A 19,351-nucleotide genomic window follows, 5' to 3' on the forward strand; every position below is an offset into this window, starting at 1 on the left:
TATTTAACTTCTGCTGCGATATGATCATTTGAATAATTTGTACGCCAGGCAGGATTCGAACCTGCGACCTTTGGCTTCGGAGGCCAACACTCTATCCAACTGAGCTACTGGCGCGCATTGATTTAATGAGATCAAAAAAGTAATACCTCAATATTAATGATAGTATAATCATAAGATGATATTAATTCAACTCGACCATCCGCCGGCTGCCTTCACGCTGTTTTTCATCAACATCATGATCGTCATGGGACCAACCCCTCCCGGCACGGGAGTTATTGCGGCAGCTTTTTCCGATACGGAATCGAAATGAACGTCTCCGACTAATTTGTATCCGGACTTTTTTGAAGAATCTTTCACCCTGTTTGTTCCTACGTCTATTACGACTACCCCCTTTTTTACCATGCTCCCGTCTATAAATTCCGGCATTCCCGCTGCGGCGATGAGAATATCCGCCCGGTTTGTATGGGAAGAGAGCTCCTTAGTTCTCGTATGACATAGAGTTACCGTTGCATTACCTCCCTTCCTTTTTTGAGTCAGCAGATTCAGAAGCGGTCTTCCGACTAATCTGCTCCTTCCGATTATTACAACGTGTTTGCCTTCAGGATCGTTTCCGCTTTTCATGAGCAGCTCTATAATACCGGCGGGAGTGGCGGGTATAAAGCCTCCTTCTCCTAACGTCATCTTACCGACGTTAACAGGATGAAAGCCGTCAACGTCCTTTTCAGGCGATAGATTCGACAGAGCCGATTCTTCATCAATATGATCCGGAAGCGGAAGTTGAATAAGGATACCGTGTATTTCCGGATCGGAATTGAATTCGTTTGTCAGCGACATGAGTTCTTCCTGAGTGATTCCTGCGTCCGGAAGGAATTCCTTGGTTATTATGCCCAATTCTTCACACATCTTTTGCTTCATCTTGACGTAAGTCATAGATGCCGGATTCTCACCGACTAAGATAACTCCAAGACCGGGCGTGACAGACCTGCCCTGCAGCGCTTTGATCTCTTTCTCGATTTCGCTGCGAACCTGAGCGGCTATCGCCTTACCGTCAATTATCAGAGCCAAATCAGATTCCCTCTATTTAGCGTAAGATATTGAGCGTTGTTCTCTGATAACTACAACTTTTATCTGCCCGGGATAAGTTAGTTCCGACTGGATCTTGTCAGATATCTCAGTTGCGAGACTGTCCACTGAGGCGCTGTCGACCATATTATTTTCCACGACAACCCTGATCTCCCTGCCGGCTTGAATAGCATAAGATTTAGATACACCTTTAAACGATTCAACCAGTTCTTCCAAATTTTTCATCCGTTTGATGTATGCTTCAAGCGTATCGCCTCTTGCTCCGCGGCGCGCCCCGCTGATAGCGTCGGCTGACTGCACAAGCGCTGATATCGGATAAAGCATCTCAACATCTTCGTGATGCGACTCGACGGAATTTACTATAACTTCATCGTCTATGTATTTTCGAACGATCTCACCCCCTATTACGGCATGAGGTCCGCTTGTGTCCATATCTATCACTTTACCGATATCGTGCAAAAGTCCGCCGATTTTTGCGACTTCGCCGTCGAGTGAAAGTTCCGCTGCCATCAAGCCCGATATCATTCCTACTTCGATACTGTGTTTCAGGACGTTCTGACCGTAGCTGGTTCTATAATTCATTTTACCGAGTAACTTCATCAGTTCATTATGCAAACGCGGTATATTCAATTCCATTATCGCTGCTTCCGCTGCGTTTGCCATTATTTCAGTGACTTCAAGTTTAGATTTTTCGACCACTTCTTCGATTCGAGCCGGATGTATTCTTCCGTCCGCTACGAGATGCTCCAGGGAAATTCTCGCTATTTCTCTCCTGACAGGATCAAACCCGGAAATAACAACCGCCTCCGGAGTGTCGTCGATTATTACTTCTGTTCCGGTTATCGACTCAAACGCTCTTATGTTCCTCCCTTCTCTCCCGATTATTCTTCCCTTCATCGAATCACTGGGTAGATTTACCACGGAAACGCTATTTTCCGAAGAATGATCTACAGCGCTTCGCTGGATAGCGGTTACGATTATTTTTTTTGCTTCCAATACGGCGTTCCGTACTGCTGTATCTTTTATCTCTTTCACCTGCTTTGCAGCATCCTGCCGGGCTTTTGCCAACAGGTTTTCGAGAAGAAGCTCTTTAGCTTCCTCCTGAGACATCGCTGCAATCGTTTCCAACTTGACGTTCTGTTCTTCTAAGACCTTTGTGACCTGTTCATCTTTATTATTCAGAATCCTTCTTCTTTCTTTAAGGTCTTCGTCGGCGGATTTTAATTCTGATTCTCTTTTATCCAATATATCAGAACTTCTTCCTATCGACAACTCCCTCTGATTAAGAGAATTTTCACGAACCTGTAAGTTGGAAGTCTGTTCCTGTACCTTATCTTCAGCCTCCTTTTTTAACTTTAGCATTGCGTCTTTGGATTCGATCTCAATTTCTTTTTTTAATGATTCGGCATCTTTTTGTGCCCGCTCAAGTATACTCTTCGCCGAACCTTCGGCGCCGATGACTTTACTTCGTTGGTATTGAGCGGAAATGATCCACCCGGCAGCTAATCCCAGTCCGCTGCCAATTAAAATATATAGGACGTCAGCGGCGGTCAATTAATGGCATCCTCGTATTTCTTAAAATTAATTTCAAATCTACTGTCAGTCAACAATTCAGCTCCAGCTTTCATAGTTACTATATCCCTGTGAACCGCAAATCGGTAATGTGGAGATTTGGAAAATGAAATGAAAATTTTGAACTGATTATTTGGTGCTTATCAGTCTTCTGCGGACGTACTCTCCAGCGTATCTTCTAATTCTTGCACGAGAATTCTTGCCTTTTCTTCAATGTCCTCATTTTTGACATTCTTCAAACTTTTCTGACTGAACAACTCGTCGGTTATATTCATAGCTGCAAGAATCGCGACTCTGAGTGAAGATTCGAATGGAACGTTTGCGTCTACCTCTTTCATCTTTGAGTCAACATATTCGGCAACGCTCTCTATGTATGAAGAGTCAGCCTGTCCCTTAACGGTGTATTCTTTTCCGTATATGTCTACTTTTACTAAATTTTCCGCATTTTCCATCTTTTAATGAGATTCCTATTTTAAGTTAATCTCTTCCTTCCTTCTACTTATATTTGATCGAGTACTTCAATCATATCATCGACTTTTTGCAGGAGTTCTTTTTGCGCACTGTCGCTTACTACAGATTTTGCTTCAACGTCTCCACTATCATCGTTGTTCAGTTTTGATCTCAACTGAGCATTATCGTTTTTTAATCTTTTGATCTCTTCTATTGCCTGCCTGATTTTCGATTCAAGGATATTAAAGTTATGCGCTTCCATTTAATGGTTCTCCGATTTTATTCCCGTATTCTTGCCCCTGATTTCTTGTTGGCTTCCGTCACTATCTTCATACAGATAGTGTCTATTTCGTATTCTACGAGTGTGCTCTTTGTCGATGAAAAGCGAAGGTGATATGTTATGCTTCGCTCATCGGAAGCAAGCGGTTCTCCCCTGTATACAGAACTTATGTTGAGGTCGCTCAATAATTCTCCGCCGTTATCCCTTACTATTTCCGTCAGCTGCTCCGATTTTATTTTTTGGTCAACAATAAACGAAATATCTCTCTCTATGGTTGGATATTTGCTCGGTTCTGAAAAGGAAACCTCTTTTTCTAACTGCACATACAAGGGGTTTACATCTGCCTCAAAATAATATACTTTTTCGTCTAAGTCAAACTTTTTTATCAAGTTTCCTGAAATTTCACCCATCACTCCAATTTCAACTCCATCACCGAATATAGCGAATGCACTTTCAAAATACCTTTTTGGAGCTGGTGTTTGAGTTATGGTTCGGAATCCACAGCTTATTAAAAACGATTCTGCGTTGTTCTTGAGAGTATAGAAGTCCGTCTCTCTTTCTTCAGCCATCCAATTCGGAGGAGATTGATTGCCGGCAAGAATTACGCCGATCATTTGCGTCTCAGAAACTCCGGTCTCGGAAGACTGATCTAATTTGGCCACAACTCCATCCTCAAAAAACTTTACGCCGCTCTGCTGTCTGTTCAGATTGTATTGTACAGTCTCCAGCATTCTGGGCATAAGAGACGACCGAAGACACTCCATCTCCCTGCTTACAGGATTTTTGACTCTTACCGGTTTGTTGTCCTGCCCGGATAGCTTCCACATTTCATACGGCATCAGACTATTTGTGTATATTTCTGTTGCGCCTAACCCGACTAATATGTTCTTAATCCTTAAGTTCAATACCTCATTGTTATTAGAAGGGCTTTCCAGTCTGATTCGAGCTACCTCTGCGGGCGGAATGTTATCGTAACCGTATATTCTCGCGATTTCCTCAATAACGTCTATTTCACCGGTTACATCAGGCCTGAAAGATGGGACCGACAGGCTGAGTTCATCTTTTTCTTTCGAGATTATTTCATATTCTAATTTACTCAAAATTTCGAGTACCTTTTTCTTGGGTATTTCTATTCCTACTATCGTGTTTAAACGGCTCAAACGAAGAGTCAGCGTCCTTCGCTGGATTTCCCCCGGGTATTCATCGATAATTCCTTTAAGAGCTGCCCCTCCTGCCGTATCCAATATTAACGATGTGATCCGGTCAAGAGAGTATTCTATGTCTCCAGGATCACACCCACGCTCGAAACGTTTGGAAGCCTCGGTGTAGAGCCCGAGAGACTTGGAACTACTCCTTATTCGACCGGCATCGAACTGGGCGCATTCTATCAGGAGGTTTACGGTAGATTCTGAGACCTCGGAATTATCCAATCCCATTATACCGCCTATTCCCACTGGCTTATCGGCATCGCATACAAGCACGGTGCCTTCAGGTAATTCACGCTCAACGCCGTCAAGAGTGGTAACTTTTTCGCCTTTATCAGAGGAACGGACTTCAATTCTGTTACCGCTTAGACGATCCATGTCAAAAATATGAATCGGATGACCTGATTCCATAAGAACGTAATTGGAGGCATCTACTACGTTATTAATCGCTCTTATGCCGACGGATTCTAATCGTTTTTTCATCCAATCGGGAGATTCTTTTAATTTTACGCCTTTAATGATTCTTGCTGCAAAACGAGGGCATCCCTCAGAGTCGAGAATCTTTATCTTGAATGATGCCGTTGAATCTTCAGAAGATTCTTCAAGCGTGAATTCAGGTTTGGTGACCTTTTTGTTAAGAATAGCCGATATGTCTCTCGCTACGCCGATATGGGAGAGCGCATCCGGTCTGTTCGGAGTTAAATCAAGTTCAAGAACGGTATCATCGGGTTTAAGCACCTCCGATATCGCTTTACCTACTTCTGCGGATTTATCGAGTACCATAATCCCATCTGAGGAATCGGATATGTTTAATTCTTTCTCAGAGCAGATCATACCGTTTGACATTTCCCCCCGTATCTTCGCTTTTTTGATTTTCAAGTTACCCGGCAGCTCGGTTCCGACGAGGGCTACTGGCACCTTTTGACCCGCCTTGACGTTAGGCGCGCCGCAGACAATGGACAGGTTCTCAGCATTTCCTATGTTTACTTCACAGATCGAGAGTTTATCTGCGTTCGGATGTTTATCACATTTGATCACTTCGCCGACTATCACACCCTCATAGGAAACTCCGGCGGATATTGATGCCACTTCCAATCCTGCCATAGTGAGTATTTCCGAAATCTCCTCCGGTGATTCGGAGAGTTCGATAAAATCGGATAACCAGTTAAGCGATATATTCATTTCAAACCGTTAAAATTGCTGTAAGAATTTTAAGTCGCCGTCGTAGAAGAACCGGATGTCATTGATTCCATAGCGCATCATCGTCGTTCTCTCAATCCCCAAACCCCACGCAAATCCGGTATAGACCTCAGGGTCATAATCGACATTTTTCAATACATTCGGGTGCACCATCCCGGCTCCGAGAAGCTCCAACCAACCTGTATGTTTACATACTCGACATCCCTTCCCTCCGCAGATCATACAGGAGACGTCCATTTCTGCGCTCGGCTCGGTAAAAGGAAAATAGCTCGGCCTGAATCGTGTGTTAACGTCACTTCCGAAGAGCTGCTTGGCGAACGAGATTAAAGTCCCCTTCAAATCAGCAAGGCTAACTCCCTTATCGATATATAAGCCTTCGATTTGATTGAATACGCAGTAACTGCGGGCGCTGATTGCCTCGTTCCGGTAAACTCTGCCGGGTACTACAACCCTGACCGGTGGAGATGAGGACAACATCGTTCTGATTTGCACAGGAGATGTATGAGTCCGCAATAGCGTGTCATCGGTGATATAAAAAGTGTCCTGCATATCTCTTGCCGGGTGGTTTTCGGGGAAGTTCAATGCGGTGAAATTATAGTATTCCGTTTCTACTTCCGGTCCTCTTACAACTTCAAACCCCATCCGATTGAAAATATTCATCATCTCCTCCCACACCTGGGTCAGAGGATGTTTCCTGCCGATGAACGAAGAGAGTGTCGGCAGCGTATAATCGAAATCCACGGATTGCGTCGAACCCGAACCTTTCTGAAGTTCTTTCAGCGCCATATCGTATGCATTGGTTATTTTCGATTTGAGCGTATTGACTGCTTTGCCGTAAGCGGGTCTGTCTTCAGCCGGAAGAGCGTTGAGTTCGTCAACCAGTGACGCAATTACACCCTTCCTGCCCAAGTATTTTATTCGCAACTCTTCTAACGAAGAGGCGTGGGTGGAGTCTTTTAGTTGGCTCTCAAATTCTTCGAGATGTTTTTGGAGGTCTGGCTGCGGCATGAATTGATAGTATTATGATGCCTTTATAGCCTTTTCGGATATCAGTGTGAAGGCATCCGGATCCCTGACGGCGATGTCAGCCAACACCTTTCTATCTAACTTGATTCCGGCTGCATTTAAACCTGATATAAATTTCGAATAGCTCAATCCATTCAGTCTCGCTGCGGCGTTTATTCTTGTAATCCAAAGACGTTTGAAATCGCCTTTACGTTTTTTTCTATCCCGGTAGCTATATTGCAGCGCTTTATCTACTGACTCTTTAGCAGTTTTATATAACTTGCTTCGGCCACCCCGGTATCCTTTTGCTTCTTTTAATATCTTTTTGTGTCTGCTCTTTCGCTGTACTGCATTGGTAATTCTCGGCATAAAAATCTATCTCCACTGAATGTTTATTTCAATATCATCTGCTTAACGTTTTTCGCATCGGCTACGCTGACGAGAGTGCTTTTACGCAGCTTTCTTTTTCTCTTTGTCGATTTCTTGTTCAATATATGGCTGTGATAAGCTTTCTTCCTTTTTAGCTTACCGGATGCCGTTGTCTTGAAACGCTTTGAGGCACCCCTGTGACTTTTCATTTTAGGCATAATTTATCTTCCTTGGTTCCATTTTCTATTTAGGCATGAAATAAGCCGTGATGAACCTGCCTTCCCTCGAAGGTTGAGAAGAAATGACAGCTAAATCCTCTAATTCTTTGGTTATTTTTTCCATTAAATAGTCACCGTATTCTAAGTGTGTCATCTCTCTACCGCGGAACATCACAGTAATTTTTAGTTTGTTCTTTGCTTCTATAAATTTTTTAGCCCTTTTTATTTTCGTTTGGAAGTCGTGCTCGTCAATCATCGGTCTGAATCTGACTTCCTTAACATGAATTACATGCTGCTTCTTTTTCGCTTCTTTTAGTTTTCTTCGCTTTTCATATTTGTACTTGCCGTAATCCATGAGTTTGCAAACCGGAGGATTCCCATCCGGTGCAATCTCTACAAGGTCAAGACCCCTCTCTTCAGCAATTGCCATTGCTTCAGTTGTGGCCATAATGCCGAGTGCGCCCCCGTCCTCGTCAACTACTCTGATCTCAGTAGATTTTATTTTTTCGTTTACGTGTATCTCTTTTTCCGAATTAAACTCCTTTGTTTATCAATTATTGATCCGCCTCTCGGATATCTCTTCAATTAGCTCACTTATGAACGTATCCAGCGGTTTTTGTCCGGTGTCTCCGAGCGTATGCCTGCGAACCGAAACAGTTGAGGACTCCGACTCTTTATCTCCCACGATAAGCATATACGGGACTTTTTGTGTCTCCGCGTCCCTGATTTTTGAACCGATCTTTTCCGGTCTGACGTCCGCTTTGGTTCTGACACCAGCCTTTTTAAGTTCGGATAAAACAGATTGCGCATATTCATGATGCTTTTCCGAGATTGGCAATACTATTGCCTGAAGCGGAGACAGCCAGGTAGGGAAGTTGCCAGAAAAATGCTCGATCAATACTCCGATAAATCTCTCGAATGAACCGAATATCGCCCGATGGATCATCACCGGTCTCTGTCGCTTGTCATTTTCATCGATGTATTCGAGATTGAAGCGCTCCGGTAATACAAAATCAAGCTGCACAGTCGCTAATTGCCACGCACGACCGATAGCGTCCTTCACCTGTATATCGATTTTCGGGCCGTAAAACGCCCCATCCTTCTCTTTTACCTCGTATGCGAGTCCCTGAGACTTTAAAGCTTCTTCAAGCGCTTCTTCAGCTTTATCCCATAACTTGCTATCACCCATTGCTTTATCAGGTTTCGTGGAAAAAAAGTAACTTGGTTCGAAATCAAACGTCGAATAAAATTCACGGATTAAATTTATGCAGCCGTTTACCTCTTCGGTAATCTGCTCGGGAAGAATGAATAGATGAGCATCGTCCATTGTCAGCTGCTTAACGCGGAATAAACCGCCGACCGCGCCCGAGACTTCATTACGGTGAAGCGTCCCTGTTTCCGCTATTCTCAACGGTAAATCACGGTACGATCGTGTTTTCATAGAGTAAATATAGGTAGATTCCGGACAATTCATCGGTTTTAATCCGTATATCTGCTCGTTATCTTCAACGATAAACATATTTTCACGATAATAGTCCCAGTGCCCTGACTTCTCCCACACCGACTTTTTAACGAGAATCGGCGTAGAACACTCCACGTAACCCGCTTCATCAAGTTTCTCTCTAAGATATTTTTCCAGCTCCCGTATGATTATCATACCGTTTGGAAGCCAAAATGGAGCTCCGGGTGCAATATCATGAAATGCGAATAGTTCCAACTCTTTTCCCAACTTCCGATGATCTCTTTTCTTAGCCTCTTCGAGCATTGTCAGGTGGGCTTTTAATTCTTTCGGGTCGTAATACGACGTTCCATATATTCTTTGCAGCTGCTGTCGCTTTTCATCTCCCCTCCAGTACGATCCGGCAACCTTAAGCAGTTTAACCGCTTTTATGGAGGCGGTTGTCGGTACATGAGGTCCACGGCATAGATCGGTCCACCCATTTTGTGTGTATATAGAGACTGTGTCGTCCTTAATTTCAGATAATATCTCTACCTTATAATTTTCACCTTTCTCCTTGAACATTTTAACCGCTTCGTCACGAGATATAACCTTCCTGCTGAATCTGTGATTACCTGAGATTATCTCCTTCATGCGCTTCTCAATATCTTCGAGATCATTTTCCGTGAAGGGTCTTTCCGTATCAAAATCGTAGTAGAATCCGTCAGCTATAGGTGGTCCGAGCGTTACTTTCGTGCCGGGAAACAGTTCCTGAACCGCTTGAGCCATGATGTGACTGGTGCTGTGCCAGATAATGGTTTTCGATTCAGCGCTTTTGTCGGTAAGTATTTCCACCGCCGTGCTTTTCTGTATAGGACGGTCAAGGTCATATATGTCCCCGTTAACCTTAATGGAAAGAGCCGCCTTCGCCAATCCCTTTCCTATCGAAGAGGCTATCTCCGCGCCTGTAACCCCTTCATTGTAACGTGTTACCGTTCCGTCAGGCAGTTTGATTTCAATTTCTTTACCCATTTCGTGGGCGGTACTGGATTCGAACCAGTGACTTCTTGCGTGTCGAGCAAGCACTCTAACCAGCTGAGCTAACCGCCCCTACAAAATTCCGATTGCAACTTAGAATCCTGCAGGTACTTACATTTGCCCGGGATTTAAAAATCCCTGCAACCGTTGCATTCAACAGGGTTTGAAACTAATCTATTCACTTAAACTTGTCAAGAAATAAAAGAAAATAGGTCAAGAACCTGACCGTAATGTATTGTGATACTCCGAATCTTCCTCTAAGATATGAATTGATTTGAGTATCGCTTCATCAGTAGAGAATATAGCCCTATATCTCCCTTCCGTTTTGCCGATCCTTTCTGAAATTTCTCTCGATAATACACGCGCGATATTATTGATATCGTCACGACTAAAGATGTCTTTTAGGCTCCTCGTCTCTATTTGGAGATTCTTAACCTCATTTATCAACTCATCTGTGTATTCTCCTGATTCAAGGAGAGTTATAAGTTTTTCATAAGTCTTTTGAGCTTCGCTTTTATACTCAAAATCGGATTCCTCAACAAAATTCAAGAACCGATCTACTTCCTTTGTGGAAAAGAACAATGGTGCGGTTGCATCCGGATTGCTCGAAACCCAGTTGGTCGAATACCGGTAGAACATATTTTTGCGCCAGAGATGAGTAATAATTTTGTTCGGAATCGGATATTTTATCTCTATATCAGGTGTAATACCTCCGCCGCCGTAAACAAATCTTCCGTTAGAAGTAACGAACAACGAATCGGGTTTGTTTCTTATGACCACATTATCGTTATGAAAATAATCTTCCTTTTGTATTAATCTACCGCTTGGAATATAGTACTTGCCGGTTGTGACTTTGACCTTTCTGTCATACGGTAAATTCAACAACGATTGAACTAATCCCTTTCCAAAGGTCTTACTGCCAACAATGACTCCCCTGTCCAGGTCCTGCATGACGCCCGCGAATATTTCGCTTGCGCTCGCCGATCCGCCGTTCACGAGAACGACCAATTTAACTTTCTTATCCAACAACGGATCGATTTTCGAATAATGTTCAACGTTCATTTGTTTTACCCTGCCTTTGGTCGAAACGAGCAGTTCTTTTTTATCTATAAACATATCGCTGATTCTTAACGCCGATTCCAATAATCCGCCGGGATTATCTCTCAAATCGATAATAATACTCTCGAGATTTTCCTTTTCCAGCTCCTCAAGTGCTTCCTTGAATTTCCTAACGGAACTTTTAGAAAATCCTGATAAGCGTATATAACCAATGCCTTCTTTTATATAACCGGTGTAGACAATTTCGTTTATTACTATCTTCTCTCTTTTCAGCGTAAAATCAATCGGTTCCGTGAACCCTCTCCGATATATTGAAAGTATAACATCCTTACCTTCCGGACCCCGGATCATATCCGCTGCTTTGTCGAGTTTTAAGCTTTTTGAAAAGACGCTGTCAATTTTGATTATCTTATCACCGGAGAGTATTCCCCCCCTGCTCGCCGGTGTGCCTTCCATCGGAGAGATCACTGTAAGAGAATCTCCCCGGATCCCGAGTTTGATTCCAACGCCTCCGTAAGTACCGGAGGTCATCATATTTAAGTTTTCACTGTTCTCCGGTGAGATGTAAGACGTATAAGGATCGAGCGAATCGAGCATCCCTTTGATCGCCGCTTCCACGAACGTTTCAGGGTCTATCTCGTCAACATACGTAGTACTGACCTGTTTGTAAACCTGACCGAATAATTTTAGTCCCCTGTTGATTTTTTCATAAGTATCCGATGAAGAATATAATAAATTTGCCCCGTAGAGCAGTACGAATACTGACAGCACGACGGGTATAATTATCCGTAGATTGCCTTTCTTATTCACTAATCTCTTCCTTTTTTAGTAACTCTCTTTGCCGCAGCAATGATTCAATTCTCTCCCAGGCGATATCCGTAAGTGACTCGACCTCTTGACTGCCGTCTAACACAACTATCCTATCGCGGTCATTTGAAGCTATTTCCCTGAATCCTCTGATCACGGTGTCCTTGAATTCTACGGTTTCCATCTCTATTCTGTCGAGCCTTCCGATAGTCCCCGATCTTTTTTCTGCAAGTTCCACATCTACATCCACGAGGAATGTAATATCCGGCCAAACTCTTTTTGCCGCTTCCTTGATTAGGGCGTCAATAAATTCGAGGCTGATTCCTCGTCCGTAGCCCTGATATGCAATCGTCGAATCAAAGTACCGGTCGCACACTACAATATCGTTTTCCTTCAAGCCCGGGACGATCATCTCTTCAGTCAGTTGAGCTCTCGCTGCGGAATACAGCATCACTTCCGTGATTACCGCCATCTCCGAATGTTTCGTGCTCAGCAGTATTTGCCTGATCTGTTCTGAAATTCTTGTCCCTCCGGGTTCTCTGAATAACACGGCATTGTAACCGTTTTCTTGAATCCTCCTTAATAAGGAGTTAGCCTGCGTCGATTTGCCTGAACCGTCTATCCCTTCAAACGTGACAAATATCCCGTTTTGTTCTATTTCACTCATTCTTCGTACTGTTCGGTCCCCAGACGGGTAACCTGATATGATTCCATCATATACCTCAGAGTGTTTTTCAATTCAACCTGTTGAATGAACAGATCATGCTCCGGATAAATTTCGGGAGCCGTAATAGGACTCTTGAAGTAAAATGAAAGCCATTCCCGTATGCCTCCCATTCCGCGCAGAAGTATGCCGGGTTTACCTTTCGGTTCAGCTATATTTTTACCGCGTAACATCTATACTTTGCTAAAACAAATATATCTTTTCGTCTCGCTTTATTTTTTTGCCTTTCTTTTCGTTTTAGTCCTTGAACCGACTTTAGCTAATTTATATACATACACTAAACGTTGCATTGCTGTTACGTTAGCTAACACTGCAATTATCCAAATAGCAATCATTAAAAACAGCTCGTCAATGTATGGTAGGTCACCTATTATAGAAGCAACTGCAATGTAAGTGATTCTTTCCGGCCGCTGCATCATGCCGACGTTGATTTCGAACCCTAATCCTTCTGCCTTTGCCTTGACGTAACTTACCATGACGGAGCCGCCGACAGCCGCAAAGATCGCTACGGAAGTCCAATAGGAATCAGTCCTGACAAAATGAACGGCGATCCCGAAATACATAATAATTTCTGAATATCGATCCATAACAGAATCATATAAGGCGCCGAATTTGGATTTTTTCCCGATATCTCTTGCGATCCAGCCGTCGAGTGTGTCGCAAATAGCTCCAAATATTATAAACAAACCGCCAAGCCTTAAATATGAAAGGGCATAAAATATCGACCCGACTATCGTAAGTATAGTTCCGAACGTCGTAAGAGTATTTGGATTCATGTTCAAAGATTTGAAAAAATCCGCCACCGGCATTATTACCCTGATAAAACCTTCCATAAATTTCGGCGGAATAAGATTAAATCCGTCCCTATGAAATTTCTTTTTATACTCTTCCGGTATCTGCATCTTAGTCCTTATTTCTTTCAACGACTATCACATACTCGCCTCTCGGCTTACGGTTATCATAATGTGCAATTAGCTCTGAAAGACTTCCCCGGAGGAATTCTTCGTTCATTTTAGTCATTTCTCTCCCAATTGCCGCTTTTCTATCACCTAAATATTCCCGTAAATCATTGAGCGTTTTGATAACTCTGTGAGGTCCCTCGAAAATTACTATAGTTACCCGATATTCCGCAAGTTCTTTAAGCCTTTTTGTTCTGCCTTTTTTTCTCGGTAGATAACCTTCGAATACGAACCTGTCAATTTCAAGCCCCGATGCCGTAACTGCCGAAATTAGTGCGGTAGGACCGGGTATGGGTGACAGTTCGATATCGTTTTTGATCGCCTCCCGAATAAGATAAAAACCCGGGTCGCTAATCGAGGGCGTTCCTGCATCGGAGACAAGCGCCATCGATTGTCCTTTTTTCAACTTCTCTATCAAAACCGGTGTTTTTTTTATTTTGTTGTGGTCGTGATAGGGTATCAATCTATTTTTAATCTCATATTTATTCAGCAGTTTTATAGTATGGCGTGTATCTTCGCAGGCAATGAAATCGACATTTCTTAAAGTTTCAACGGCTCTGAACGATATATCATCCAAATTTCCTATTGGCGTGGCAACTATATATATAACACCGGATGACAACCGATAATTATGAGGAGTAGTTTATCAGGGATTGTTCGATAATCTCTATGCCCCGGTCTATCTCGTCGGTTGAGATATTCAGAGAAGGCCTGAACCTGATCGACCTTTCCCCGCAGCCGAGTATAAGAGCGCCGTTTTCGATTATACTCTTGACAAGGTCATCACGTTCTTTTTCCGAAGGCAGGTCGAAAGCGCAAAGCAGTCCTCTCCCTCTTGCGTTTGATACCTGTCCCTCAAACTCATCCTGCAGCGCCTGAATTCTGTAAAGGAGATGTTTGCCTGATAATTCCGCATTTTCAAGCAATTGTTCATTTTTAATAATATCCAGATATATTGTCGTTCTCGCCATGTCAACGATGTTGCCTCCGAAAGTGGAATTTAATCTACCGGAAGAATTGAAGACATTTTCCTCCACTTCGTCTAATCTTGCGCCGGCGAGAAATCCGCATATCTGCATCTTTTTGCCGAATGATATCATGTCGGGAACCGCATCAAAATGTTGATAAGCCCAGAATTTACCTGTCAATCCAACTCCGGTTTGAACCTCATCGAATATCAATAATATCTCCGACTCATCAGCTATTGCCCGCAACTCCTTGAGAAATTCACCTCTGATATGGTTATCCCCTCCTTCGGATTGGATCACCTCAATAATAATAGCGGCAATGTCATCAGGAGATTCGAGAATGGCGTTTTTTATCTCCTCGATAGATTTTTTCTCCGATGCTTCGATTAGTTTTATGTTGTCTTCAGGCGGGAACTTGACAGCCGGCGTTGAGATTCTTGGCCAGTCAAATTTTGGGAAGTACTTTATCTTTTGTTCGCCTGTGTTGGTCAGAGAAAGAGTATAACCTGATCTGCCGTGGAATGCGTTCACGAAATGGATAACTTTCGATCCTTTTTCTCCATTTCCGTCGGCGAGGTTCCTTCTGACCTTCCAATCGAAAGCTGCCTTTAGGGCGTTTTCGACTCCTAACGTTCCGCCGTCGATAAAAAATGCGTGCTGTAATTCCGGAGGAATCCCCACTTCGCTGAACTTTTCCAAGAACTCGGCGTATGTCTCCGTATAGATGTCCGAATTTGTAGGCTTATGCCTGGCTATTTTACCTAGCTTCTCCGACGCTTCAATTATGCTCGGATGGTTGAACCCTACAGGCGATGAGGCAAAAAAAGAATATAAGTCCAAATATTTTCTGCCGTTTCTTTTGTCTACAAACCACGAGCCATGACTTTTATCCTCATCAAATACAACTTCCAATCCATCAGCCAGGATGTGCTTTGAAAGTATCTCTCTAACCTTATTTGCGTTTACATTCAATATGCGACTCTCATTCTGTCAATGGTTATGCTTCTGTATCAATTTGTGCCCGTTGTAATTTACCCGAGAAGTCCACATATACCGTTTTCTCTTCCGTAAAGAATTCAAATGCGCTGTAACCGCCTTCTCTATGTCCGTTTCCGGTATCCTTGCATCCACCGAACGGCATATGACATTCCGCTCCGATTGTCGGTCCGTTTATGTACGTTATGCCAGCGTCGATCTCTTTAACCGCCATGAACGCCTTGTTAACGTCCCTTGTGTAAATACTCGAGGATAATCCGTAATCGACGTTATTGCAAATATCGATAGCCTCGTCAAATTCTTTGAATTTCAAAACGCAGAGAACAGGACCGAATATTTCCTCTTTGGCTATCCGCATTTCTTTGTCAACGTTTTCGAATATGGTAGGTTGGTAGAACCATCCCCCTTCGAGATCTTTGTCTGATGAAAACTCTCCGCCTATCGAAAGAGTTGCTCCCTCTTCTTTACCTATCCCGACGTATTCATGTATGGATTCTCTTTGCGCCTCATTGACTATAGGACCTACCTCCACCGATTCATCGAGTCCGTCTCCCAATTTTAGTTTATCAACCCGTTTCAAAAGAGCTTCGATGAACTCACCGTAAATCTTATCCTGAACTATCAACCGGCTGGTCGCCGTGCATCTTTGACCTGTGGTTCCGAAGGCTCCCCAGACAGCTCCTTCCGTGGCTAATTCCACATCGGCGTCGTTCAAGACTATTTGGGCGTTTTTTCCTCCCAATTCCAACGATACCCGCTTTAGTTTCTGACCCCCGGAAGAGGCGATTATCTTACCCACAGCGGAAGAACCGGTAAAAGAAATGAGCTTTATATCCGGGTGTTCCACTATAGGCGTTCCAACGTTTGAGCCGCCTCCATGGACGATATTTATTACGCCGGGTGGTATACCCGCTTCAACGAGTACTTCTACGAAGACCGTAGCCGTTGCGGGGGTATCAGAAGCAGGCTTGAAAACCACTGTGTTTCCGGTAGTCAACGCTGGAAATATCTTCCATGTCGGTATCGCCAGAGGGAAATTCCACGGAGTGATAATACCCGCCGGACCGACAGAACGCCGGATAACGATATTATATTTGTCTCGCAACTCCGACGGCGCCGTATGACCGAACATCCTTCTTCCTTCCGAAGCGGAATAATAAGCGGTGTCAATTCCCTCCTGAACGTCTCCCCTTGTCTCGATCAGCACCTTCCCCATCTCGCGGGTCATCAATTTTGCGATTTCTTCCTTCCGTTCCACAAGAATATCACCGGCTTTTTTGATCATATTTCCTCTTATAGGGGCAGGAACGTCACTCCATTCCTTGAACGCCTCCCTCGCTGCGGTGACGGCTCTGTTAACGTCGTCTTCGTTAGAATCGGGGAAAACTCCGACTATCTCATCCCACTTTGCGGGATTCCGGTTATCGAACGTCTTCCCGCTGATGGAGTCGCTCCACTCACCGGCTATGTAATTTCTATATCTTTCACTCATCAATATTTCCCTTTGAATCTTCAAATAATTATGTGCATAAACAATTTAAGATACCCTAATAAGAGCTATATTATCAAGAATATTCCTGTCTTAATGAATAGATTTATAGTAAGATATAATCCCCCCTAAACTACCTTGTTATATTCCTGAATTAAACGATATTCAGGTAAATATATGCTATCGGTGCGGCGAATATCAGTGCGTCGAACCTGTCCAGGACACCCCCGTGTCCGGGGAGGAACTTCCCTGAATCTTTTATTCCGGCATCTCTTTTTAGCAGCGATTCGAACAGATCGCCTAATTGACCTCCAACGCCCGCGATGACGGCTATCGCTATGACTTTTTCATAAGATGGAATTGCCGGTAGGAATCCGTAATATTTTAATCCTGTTAAAAAAGCAAGTGCCGCTATGAATCCCGCTATCGAACCCTCCCATGTCTTTTTCGGGCTCACTCTTTCGATCAGTTTATGTTTCCCGATTGCCTTTCCAATATAGTACGCCGCTGTATCACACACCCAAACACCCGCTATAAGCGCAAAAACGATATTCAAACCCAATTCTGCACCCGAACTCCCCATATTCCGCAGCGGATATAGCGTTCCTATCATAAGTGTAGGATATATGATGCCGAAAATCAGCGCCGCCGAGCTGTTCAATGGTGAAGCTTCTTTCTTGAATATTTCTACGATCAGAATAAGCAGCGTCGCCACCAATAAGAAATGCAGTATAAACTCCTCTCCCTCCAAGTAAATGAGCAGGAGTATTATCAAACCCGATGACATGCCGAGTATCTTATCAACCCGAAAACCACTGATTTTCGCGAGATTGTAATATTCATTTTGAGAGAGTAGAGCGATGGCGGTCAGGACAAGAATAAAATAAACACCGCCAGAATATATAGATCCAATGATGAGGGGAATACCTACAACAGCTACCAACACACGTTTTACTGATTCCGACATTTTGATTCCCCTGTGTTTAGTTTCATTTTTCTCCCGTGCCTGTTTTACCTGTACCCATTTCGATTACAACCAATTTAATGTTCGCTGTTCCCTGTTCCACAAAATCAAGTTTCAGCGCCGCCGCATAGGAGCAATCCAATATCCTGTTGTTTGCGAATGGCCCCCTGTCGTTTATTCGTATCTTGAGAGTCTTTCGGTTATCAAGGTTCGTTACCTTTATTATCGTTCCGAGCGGAAGAAATCTGTGAGCTGCGGAGACCTTATACATATCGAATATCTCGCCGTTAGCCGTCTTCCTGCCGTGGAATTTCGGACCGTAATAAGAAGAAACACCGTATTGAATCTTCTCGAGACCGGTGGCATTTTGTTTGCTGCTTTTCCGTTCATTGTTGATCCCGTCAGCACGGAAATGCGGATTCGGACTGCATGACAGCAAACCGACAAAGATTAGAAGAGGAGTTAATTTAATTATTCCCACTTTTTCAACCTGCCTGTCAGCTCTGAAATATTACGTAACCCTTTTGCTTCGCAGATATCAATGAGGCCGTCTAAGATGCTGATAACGGATGTGGGATCGATATAATTCTGCGTTCCGAGTTGTACAGCCGTGGCTCCGGCGAGCATAAATTGGACGACATCTTCCGAGTTTGTTATGCCTCCCATTCCAACGACCGGAATCTTAACGGAATTGAAAACCTTGTTCACCATCGCGAGAGCTACCGGTTTAATTCCCGGACCGCTGTATCCTCCGTATCCCCTTTCGAGAAGAGGGCGTTCAGATATAATGTCGAGGCTCATTCCCACAAGCGTGTTTATCAATGAGATAGCGTCTGCGCCGGCTGATTCGACGGCGATTGCTATTTCCTCTATGCTCGTTACGTTGGGAGAGAGCTTTATCATCAGTAAGCGGTCGGTCTCTTTCCTTAATTTACCCGTCAATTCAGCGGCGGATTCCGCTGAACTACCGAATTCCAAGCCGCCGTCAACGTTCGGGCAGGAAACGTTTATCTCATACCCGTCGATTCCCTCCAGCGAATCCAGCTTCTTGACCGCCTCTACGTAATCGGAGATGGAAAACCCGGCGACGTTCACTATGACCGCCGTGTTTATCTCCTTCAAATAGGATAGTTTTTCATCTATGAACTTTTGCACTCCGATGTTGGCAAGTCCTATGGCGTTAAGCATGCCGTATTCAAGTTCGGCGATTCGCGGCGGCGGATTTCCGTCCCGGGGTTTCAATGTCAGAGATTTAGTGCATATTCCCCCGAACTGCTCAGAATTCACCAAATCCTTGGTTTCATCGCCGTACCCGAAAGTACCTGAGGCTGCTAACAGCGGATTCTTAAGATTCAGGGATGCAAGACCGACTGAAAAATCTACTTCCCACCTCTCTTCGGCGCTCTTCATCATAAAATCAGATCCGAGGCGTCGAAAACGGGACCTTCTTTGCAGGCGAGAGCATATTTTCTACCCGTTTCGGTGTATCTTTTGAGAGAATTTTCCATTATACAGCCGAGACACAGC

21 protein-coding genes and 2 tRNA genes are annotated in these 19,351 nt (G+C 43.8%); all 23 read right to left on the bottom strand.

Annotated features, from left to right (window positions below):
* Positions 1-40 precede the first annotated feature (40 nt).
* Positions 41-114: transfer RNA gene (locus IID12_05075), tRNA-Arg, on the bottom strand.
* A 72-nt stretch (positions 115-186) separates the two neighbouring features.
* Positions 187-1,065, bottom strand: a complete 879-nt coding sequence (locus tag IID12_05080) for a bifunctional 5,10-methylenetetrahydrofolate dehydrogenase/5,10-methenyltetrahydrofolate cyclohydrolase (GenBank protein MCH8288463.1) — start codon at positions 1,063-1,065, stop codon at positions 187-189.
* Between the two features lie 12 nt (positions 1,066-1,077).
* Complete coding sequence (rny, locus tag IID12_05085; protein ID MCH8288464.1) at positions 1,078-2,637, bottom strand: ribonuclease Y; 1,560 nt, start codon at positions 2,635-2,637, stop codon at positions 1,078-1,080.
* A 161-nt stretch (positions 2,638-2,798) separates the two neighbouring features.
* The gene (locus tag IID12_05090) at positions 2,799-3,107 is read right to left on the bottom strand and encodes a cell division protein ZapA (protein MCH8288465.1); all 309 of its coding nucleotides are present in this window, start codon (positions 3,105-3,107) and stop codon (positions 2,799-2,801) included.
* Positions 3,108-3,154: 47 nt separating this feature from the next.
* Positions 3,155-3,367: a hypothetical protein gene (locus IID12_05095; protein MCH8288466.1), complete on the bottom strand. Its 213-nt coding sequence runs from the start codon at positions 3,365-3,367 to the stop codon at positions 3,155-3,157.
* Between the two features lie 17 nt (positions 3,368-3,384).
* A complete protein-coding gene (locus IID12_05100) occupies positions 3,385-5,772 on the bottom strand; it encodes a phenylalanine--tRNA ligase subunit beta (protein MCH8288467.1) in 2,388 nt (795 codons plus the stop codon).
* A gap of 9 nt (positions 5,773-5,781) precedes the next feature.
* Positions 5,782-6,798, bottom strand: a complete 1,017-nt coding sequence (gene pheS, locus IID12_05105; GenBank protein ID MCH8288468.1) for a phenylalanine--tRNA ligase subunit alpha — start codon at positions 6,796-6,798, stop codon at positions 5,782-5,784.
* Between the two features lie 12 nt (positions 6,799-6,810).
* Positions 6,811-7,164, bottom strand: coding sequence for a 50S ribosomal protein L20 (rplT, locus tag IID12_05110; GenBank protein MCH8288469.1), 354 nt, complete (start codon positions 7,162-7,164; stop codon positions 6,811-6,813).
* A 23-nt stretch (positions 7,165-7,187) separates the two neighbouring features.
* Positions 7,188-7,382 carry a 50S ribosomal protein L35 gene (gene rpmI, locus IID12_05115; protein ID MCH8288470.1) on the bottom strand — a complete coding sequence of 65 codons (195 nt, stop codon included), beginning with the start codon at positions 7,380-7,382 and terminating at the stop codon, positions 7,188-7,190.
* A gap of 25 nt (positions 7,383-7,407) precedes the next feature.
* Complete coding sequence (locus IID12_05120; GenBank protein ID MCH8288471.1) at positions 7,408-7,902, bottom strand: translation initiation factor IF-3; 495 nt, start codon at positions 7,900-7,902, stop codon at positions 7,408-7,410.
* Positions 7,903-7,932: 30 nt separating this feature from the next.
* A complete protein-coding gene (gene thrS / locus IID12_05125; protein MCH8288472.1) occupies positions 7,933-9,852 on the bottom strand; it encodes a threonine--tRNA ligase in 1,920 nt (639 codons plus the stop codon).
* Between the two features lie 4 nt (positions 9,853-9,856).
* Positions 9,857-9,930 (bottom strand) — tRNA-Val (locus IID12_05130).
* 141 nt (positions 9,931-10,071) lie between these two features.
* Complete coding sequence (locus IID12_05135) at positions 10,072-11,727, bottom strand: PDZ domain-containing protein (protein MCH8288473.1); 1,656 nt, start codon at positions 11,725-11,727, stop codon at positions 10,072-10,074.
* Complete coding sequence (tmk, locus tag IID12_05140; protein MCH8288474.1) at positions 11,720-12,391, bottom strand: dTMP kinase; 672 nt, start codon at positions 12,389-12,391, stop codon at positions 11,720-11,722. The genes IID12_05135 and tmk overlap by 8 nt, the downstream gene beginning before the upstream one ends.
* Positions 12,388-12,621: an inositol-3-phosphate synthase gene (locus IID12_05145; GenBank protein ID MCH8288475.1), complete on the bottom strand. Its 234-nt coding sequence runs from the start codon at positions 12,619-12,621 to the stop codon at positions 12,388-12,390. Before IID12_05145 ends, tmk begins: the two co-directional genes overlap by 4 nt.
* 39 nt (positions 12,622-12,660) lie before the next feature.
* Positions 12,661-13,350, bottom strand: a complete 690-nt coding sequence (locus IID12_05150; GenBank protein MCH8288476.1) for a CDP-alcohol phosphatidyltransferase family protein — start codon at positions 13,348-13,350, stop codon at positions 12,661-12,663.
* 1 nt (position 13,351) lies between these two features.
* Complete coding sequence (rsmI, locus tag IID12_05155; GenBank protein ID MCH8288477.1) at positions 13,352-14,029, bottom strand: 16S rRNA (cytidine(1402)-2'-O)-methyltransferase; 678 nt, start codon at positions 14,027-14,029, stop codon at positions 13,352-13,354.
* A 7-nt stretch (positions 14,030-14,036) separates the two neighbouring features.
* Positions 14,037-15,350, bottom strand: a complete 1,314-nt coding sequence (locus tag IID12_05160) for an L-lysine 6-transaminase (protein MCH8288478.1) — start codon at positions 15,348-15,350, stop codon at positions 14,037-14,039.
* A gap of 22 nt (positions 15,351-15,372) precedes the next feature.
* Positions 15,373-16,863 (bottom strand): aldehyde dehydrogenase family protein, encoded by a 1,491-nt coding sequence (locus tag IID12_05165; protein MCH8288479.1) that lies wholly within the window; start codon positions 16,861-16,863, stop codon positions 15,373-15,375.
* A 151-nt stretch (positions 16,864-17,014) separates the two neighbouring features.
* Positions 17,015-17,827: a phosphatidate cytidylyltransferase gene (locus IID12_05170; protein ID MCH8288480.1), complete on the bottom strand. Its 813-nt coding sequence runs from the start codon at positions 17,825-17,827 to the stop codon at positions 17,015-17,017.
* A 22-nt stretch (positions 17,828-17,849) separates the two neighbouring features.
* On the bottom strand, positions 17,850-18,305 hold the full coding sequence (locus IID12_05175; protein MCH8288481.1) for a septal ring lytic transglycosylase RlpA family protein: 456 nt from the start codon (positions 18,303-18,305) through the stop codon (positions 17,850-17,852).
* The gene (locus IID12_05180; GenBank protein MCH8288482.1) at positions 18,296-19,234 is read right to left on the bottom strand and encodes a dihydroorotate dehydrogenase; all 939 of its coding nucleotides are present in this window, start codon (positions 19,232-19,234) and stop codon (positions 18,296-18,298) included. Before IID12_05180 ends, IID12_05175 begins: the two co-directional genes overlap by 10 nt.
* A partial coding sequence (locus tag IID12_05185; protein MCH8288483.1) for an NAD-dependent dihydroorotate dehydrogenase B electron transfer subunit occupies positions 19,234-19,351 on the bottom strand: 118 nt, incomplete at its 5' end. The genes IID12_05180 and IID12_05185, both read right to left, overlap by 1 nt.

It is taken from the genome of Candidatus Neomarinimicrobiota bacterium (assembly GCA_022567655.1).
Lineage (GTDB): Bacteria > Fidelibacterota > SORT01 > SORT01 > SORT01 > JADFGO01.